This is a genomic window from Pseudomonas sp. SJZ080 (genome assembly GCF_007828295.1).
Taxonomy (GTDB): domain Bacteria; phylum Pseudomonadota; class Gammaproteobacteria; order Pseudomonadales; family Pseudomonadaceae; genus Aquipseudomonas; species Aquipseudomonas migulae_A.
This window is the reverse complement of sequence record NZ_VIUK01000058.1, coordinates 1-4,670: the sequence shown is the minus strand read 5'-3', so window position 1 is coordinate 4,670 and position 4,670 is coordinate 1. Positions and strand designations below refer to the sequence as shown.

At 52.3% G+C, this 4,670-nt stretch carries 2 protein-coding genes and 5 pseudogenes; 2 read left to right on the top strand and 5 right to left on the bottom strand.

The window, feature by feature from the left end:
- Positions 1–93 precede the first annotated feature (93 nt).
- Positions 94–249 (top strand): annotated as a pseudogene (locus FBY04_RS32995) (integrase); the annotation flags it as partial.
- Positions 250–1,143: 894 nt separating this feature from the next.
- Here the strand turns inward: FBY04_RS32995 and FBY04_RS32135 are convergent.
- Positions 1,144–1,680 carry a cytochrome b gene (locus tag FBY04_RS32135; protein WP_144931243.1) on the bottom strand — a complete coding sequence of 179 codons (537 nt, stop codon included), beginning with the start codon at positions 1,678–1,680 and terminating at the stop codon, positions 1,144–1,146.
- Positions 1,681–2,029: 349 nt separating this feature from the next.
- Here FBY04_RS32135 and FBY04_RS32130 point away from each other — a divergent pair.
- Positions 2,030–2,277 (top strand): annotated as a pseudogene (locus FBY04_RS32130) (transposase); the annotation flags it as partial.
- A gap of 153 nt (positions 2,278–2,430) precedes the next feature.
- Here FBY04_RS32130 and FBY04_RS32125 read toward each other — a convergent pair.
- The 4 genes and pseudogenes from FBY04_RS32125 to FBY04_RS32115 all read right to left on the bottom strand — a co-directional run.
- Positions 2,431–2,835: pseudogene (locus FBY04_RS32125) on the bottom strand (allantoicase); the annotation flags it as partial.
- Between the two features lie 137 nt (positions 2,836–2,972).
- A complete protein-coding gene (uraD, locus tag FBY04_RS32120; RefSeq protein ID WP_144931239.1) occupies positions 2,973–3,488 on the bottom strand; it encodes a 2-oxo-4-hydroxy-4-carboxy-5-ureidoimidazoline decarboxylase in 516 nt (171 codons plus the stop codon).
- Between the two features lie 42 nt (positions 3,489–3,530).
- A pseudogene (locus FBY04_RS32990) lies at positions 3,531–3,646 on the bottom strand (helix-turn-helix domain-containing protein); the annotation flags it as partial.
- A gap of 498 nt (positions 3,647–4,144) precedes the next feature.
- Positions 4,145–4,577 (bottom strand): annotated as a pseudogene (locus tag FBY04_RS32115) (transposase); the annotation flags it as partial.
- Positions 4,578–4,670: the final 93 nt, after the last annotated feature.

Genomic DNA, 4,670 nt, shown 5'->3' with positions numbered 1-4,670 from the left:
TTGAATTCTTCGGGATAACGCTGGTTGCTCATGGCACCTCCTAATGGGCCTCATTTTAAGGCTTGGAGGTGTCTACGAAACTAGGGGCGATTCAAGATCAACATCCAGGACGGTACCAAAGGCGGCCGTTCAGGCGCGTCAGCACCTCGTTGGATTACGGTAGATGATCATATTCGTGACGTACTGAGCTTTGCCGAAAAGGTCTTGCCCGACGGTAGCCGCAACCTGCTGGCACCGAACGAACGCTACCCATAGCAGGGTTAGCAGAGCAGTCTGCAGCGAGCAGACCGGGCAGAGTGCATCGTGGACGTTAGCGCCAATTTCCGCTGACCTTGATTTTCACCCTTCAAGGTCAGCTCCATCACAGCAGCCTCCAAGGAGAGCTGATTTTGGTACAGCCGTTCAAGAACATCAGAAAGTGAATATTCGGTGGGCATTGGTTCGACTCCAATCGAGGACGCAAGAGCGTAGCAGCGGAATGGGCGAAAACCAAAGGGGGTGAGCGAGTACTTGCCGAGATTTAGTGACAGCAATCGGCCGATTCTGTTGAAAAAATCGGATTTTCAGCCTGCGTAAAATCAAGCACGGCTACCACGGGAGAGCCGACTCACCACTTTGTGTGGTTTCTCAGCCTTTCGTCGACCTCGCTGCGTCGTTATTGGGTTTTGCAAGCCTGTGAAACGTTGCCGAGTTCCTCGGCCAGGTTCAACAAGCCCAACTTGTGCTTAACAATCGGTTGATTTACAACGTTCATGCGGGGCTACTTCATTTGGGGTGGTGATTGCTCGCACAACCATCAAACCCGGTAGCCCCTCACCGGGATCGTCGAAGGCTTACGTTGCTCTGTTTTCCTAATGGATCTCCAGCCGAGTTGTCGTGGTTTCGCTCGTTGGACGAGAACATTTTGATCTATAACAATCTGCTCGCCTCCATCCTCGCCGAGCTGATCGTTGAGAATGGTGAGGGATCAGGCGAGTGCACGCTGGACGACCAATAGCATTTCCAGCAAGGTAACTCCTCGAGCTTCGACCGTTTCAATTGCCGATTTGGAATTGACACCTTCGCCACCGGCACGAACGTCAGTACCCACAGCCAAGGCTCCTCGCTGTCAGGGCAGAGGTCGGAATCACGCGATCAGGGAGGTCATGCGGCGCTCTTCGATGAGAGCGACATGCGCTCAAGCAAGTTATGGCCACGCAGAGCATGCAGCAGCACCGCACCGATGTGGCCGATCACGAACAGAGCCAACACCACACAACCATAACGATGAGTGATAAAGAAAAATTCGATCAGCGCAGGATCTTGCAATGGCTGCGGGATGGACAGCAAACCGAATATCTCGATGGGGCGATCCATCATGAGCGCGCCGGTGAATAGTACTTGAGCTGTCGAGATGTAGAGTGCTATGTGTCCAGCCTCAACCAGCCACCGGTAGAACGGGGAGAATTCTGAGGGTAGTGAAGGACTTGGGTGGACCAACCGATAAGTAAGGCGTACCAGGAGTAGGGGAATCAGTAGCGCAGTCAGCGAAACATTTAGGCTGTGAATAATACCCACAACCGGTTCAGGTATTTGGATGAACGAGACACCAAAGCCACTGATACTGGTCCAGATTATTACGACTGCAAAGCACCAATGCAGCAGTGCACGGGGTTTTGAATATCTTTCAATTGTTGCCATGGCAAATCTCTTCAGATTGAGAACGCACAGCGGTCCGTGCTGCATTTTCTACTTTACGTTTCTAAATTATTTACGAATCCAGGCTGTTCATAAGTCGAACCAATACCAGGCTCGAACTGAATAGCGGTCTGACTGGAATCTACAAATGCTGGCGGCTTCAAGCAGTGGCCGGAACCAAAAGCCGGGCAAATGTGACAGAGTGGCTGCCTGGTCACAGTCAGGCGTTTCCGGGGAGGGTGTAGGAAATTTCCCGCGTCACAAGAGCGGTTAGAGTGGTCACCTTTAAGGTGTTGCTTCGGTAACCGACGCAACCGAATCAGCGGCGAGGCTGATTGCTCTTGCGCGCTACGATGACGAACCAGGCCTGGTGCATAGCGTGGTGGGCACGGCCACCAATGAGGCAGATGTCACGCAGGTCGATAAGCTGCTGCACGGCGACGGAAACGTAGTCTGTGCCGATGCCGGTTATGCCTGAGTGGAGAAACGCCCCGAGCATGAAGGTCTCCAAGTCATCTCGCAGATAGCCGCCCGGCGCAGCACCTACCAGAAACTGGGCAGCACAGCGTCCTATATAAAGCCAAGCGCAGAATGAGTGAGTAATATGAGCGTTCTTGATTAACTCGCCACTTTCAAAAACGGCGTGGCCGAAGTCCACCAGGAACACATGACTACTTCAGACCGTCCTTAGTGAGAGCCCTGGCTGTGTTGAAGTGTAAAAGTCGCTGTAGTTGACTTTGTCAGCCGCTTACCTTTGATCTGCTCGCTGAAGGTGTGTTCTTCGTGCATTTCCCGCTTCTGGCTCGGTAGCAGTTCACGCCAGAATAAGCTCCGGGTTTCGATTTGGCTGTCGGTGCCGCCTTTGGCGAATGCGCCCTGAATCGAGCAGGTGTCCGAGTAGTTGCTCTTGAAGTGCAGGGTGTCGATGTAGATTTTCTCGATCTTGTCAGCGTGCCCCAGCGCGACGATGACCGAGCCTTCGTCCATGTTGATCTCGCGGCCCGAGTTGAGGATGTTGCTCATGTGGCCGAAGTGTTCATCGGAGTATGCAAGGGCGCGGCCATAGTTAAGGGCTGCAACCAGATCAGACCTGTTCATTGCCGCCGCACGGCGCGCTACCCCGTCATCCGGGTATGTTGAGGCGCGTAGGTAGCTGAACTCGAGATAATCTTGTGACCAGATGGGCAACGGTCAGGTTTACTAACTTCTCGAAAGGTACGGCGTAAGCTATCACTCTTCTTGTCTGCCTTTTAACAGGTGGCTGGAGATGCGTCACCGGCAAGGGCCGGCTCGGCTTAGAGCTGAAGTAATCGGAACCGGGCAATTTTGTTGATTTCTGCCAACGCGCAGTTGAACTCGACGTCTGCCGGGTTGTGGATGCGCGCCTCGAACGCGACGAGGATCTGGTGCCGGTCGCTGCCTTTTACCGCCATGATGAAGGGAAACATGAATTTGGCTTTGTAGGCTTCATTCAGTTCGACGAAGCGTTGGAGTTCCTCGGCCGTGCAGTGGTAAATACCGGCGCCTGCTTGTTCATGGGTGCTGGCTTCGGTCAGGTGGCCCTGGATGGCTTCTCTGCCGGCCAGCTCTGGGCGAGAGTTGATCAGTATCAGTTGTCTGGCGTGGTCGGCGCTTAACAAAATGTCACTCATGCGCTGGTGTAAAGTGTTGATCTGGTCGTCGCTGGCGTCCAGACCCAAGTCGTAAACTCTTTCGGCAATCCAGGGCGAGCGTTCATAAATGTCAGCAAGCGCTGCTACGAACGCTTCGCGGCTCAGGGTAGATGGCGTGAAAGTCTTGAAAATGCTCATTTTGAGGCCTCTTGACTAGAGGGGAGGCGCCAGTGGCTTTGGCTTCTGATGACAATAAAAGGTGTCTCGCAATACACCCATTATTTTGCAGGCCTGTGAAACGTTATCGTGTTCTCCGGCAAATTCAATAAGCTCAACTTTTGCTTAACAATTGGCAACGTTCATGTGGGATCAACTCCCTTGCGTTGGTGACTCTCGCACACCAAAAAAGTTCGGTTGCCCCGTTCTTTGTTCAAAATGGGTTTCATCAAGTTTAGACCTTTACAGCTCAGATCTATTTCTGGAGTCGATGTGTTGTCGTGTCATGTTGTTGCGGTTTCTCCTACTTGTATTGTGGCGAAAAAAGTCTGCTGTAATTTTTGCTGCTAGTTGCTGATCCTCTTCATCCTGAATTGAGTCCATAACCGATGCTTGCTAACCAAGGGGTATACAGTGGGCGGGTACGTTCAGTGATAAGCCCACAACTATCAATGGTTCTGGTGTCGCGACGGAAAATCGCTTCGTAAAAGGGGGCCCTAGTATGCTCAGCCAAAAATCAAGCCCGGTGCTCTTTTCTGCTCTTAACTCATGGTTTCTCCTCTAATCGCACCGCTCCAGGGCAATTAGCCCGTATACAGGCGCACCTCTCCTGCACTCAGCAATCGCTTTCGCACAATCTACAGATTCGACAACGCGAATAAAGTCGTCTGCTGAGCGATATTTTTCGCCAAACCACGAAAGCGCACTTTCGTATAACCAGACTGACGCTTGATCACGCGAAATGGATGTTCAACCTTGGCTCGTAATTGAGCTTTGGTGTATTCGATTTTACGACGCACCTGAGCGATCAAGCTCTTCATGTTGTATTTCTTATACGTGCTGGGGTGGGCGGCAATCGACCAGATCATTTGGCGGTCCTGATGCTCAGGACGTTTGTGCACGCCGGTGTAACCGGCATCGCCAGAGGAGTAAGTTTCCTCACCGTGCAACAACTGATCGACTTGAGTCACGTCCGCTACATTCGCCGCCGTGTCGACCATGCTATTGCACCAAGTCGGATTCGGCATCGACGCCAATGTGCGCTTTCTTTCCGAAGAAATACATATTCCCTTAATGAGATGGTCAGCTCGGCTCGAGAAACCCGGTGAGTCTAGACTTACCGGGTTTCTCTCTTTACCGAAGGAGGATCTCTCATGAACACCG

Bases quoted from the DNA above. Each gene is read 5' to 3' on its own strand.
- FBY04_RS32135 (WP_144931243.1), bottom strand. From the start codon at position 1,680: ATGGCAACAATTGAAAGATATTCAAAACCCCGTGCACTGCTGCATTGG.
- uraD (WP_144931239.1), bottom strand. From the start codon at position 3,488: ATGAGCATTTTCAAGACTTTCACGCCATCTACCCTGAGCCGCGAAGCG.